Annotated in this window: 1 protein-coding gene; it reads right to left on the bottom strand. The window is 67.0% G+C overall.

The window, feature by feature from the left end; genetic code table 11:
* A partial coding sequence (locus BN358_RS25895; RefSeq protein WP_304412808.1) for a lipid II flippase MurJ occupies positions 1-168 on the bottom strand: 168 nt, incomplete at its 3' end.
* Positions 169-212: the final 44 nt, after the last annotated feature.

A 212-nucleotide genomic window follows, 5' to 3' on the forward strand; every position in this document is an offset into this window, starting at 1 on the left:
TAGCGCCATCACGAAGGCGGTGATGATCCGGCGACAGGCCCGTCCGCCGTCCTCGTCATGGGTCACCGCCCGCACGATCTGCGGCACCAGGACGTTGTTCAGGGTGCCGCCGGCCAGCAGCAGGTACAGGGTGGTGGGCACGGTGTTGGCGTAGTTGAACGCCTCCACCTGCCGGGTGCCGTTTTCCGAGCACGAACGCGATCAGCATGGCC

Origin of the sequence: Sedimentibacter sp. B4, from assembly GCF_000309315.1 — a bacterium.
GTDB classification, from domain to species: domain Bacteria; phylum Bacillota; class Clostridia; order Tissierellales; family Sedimentibacteraceae; genus Sedimentibacter; species Sedimentibacter saalensis.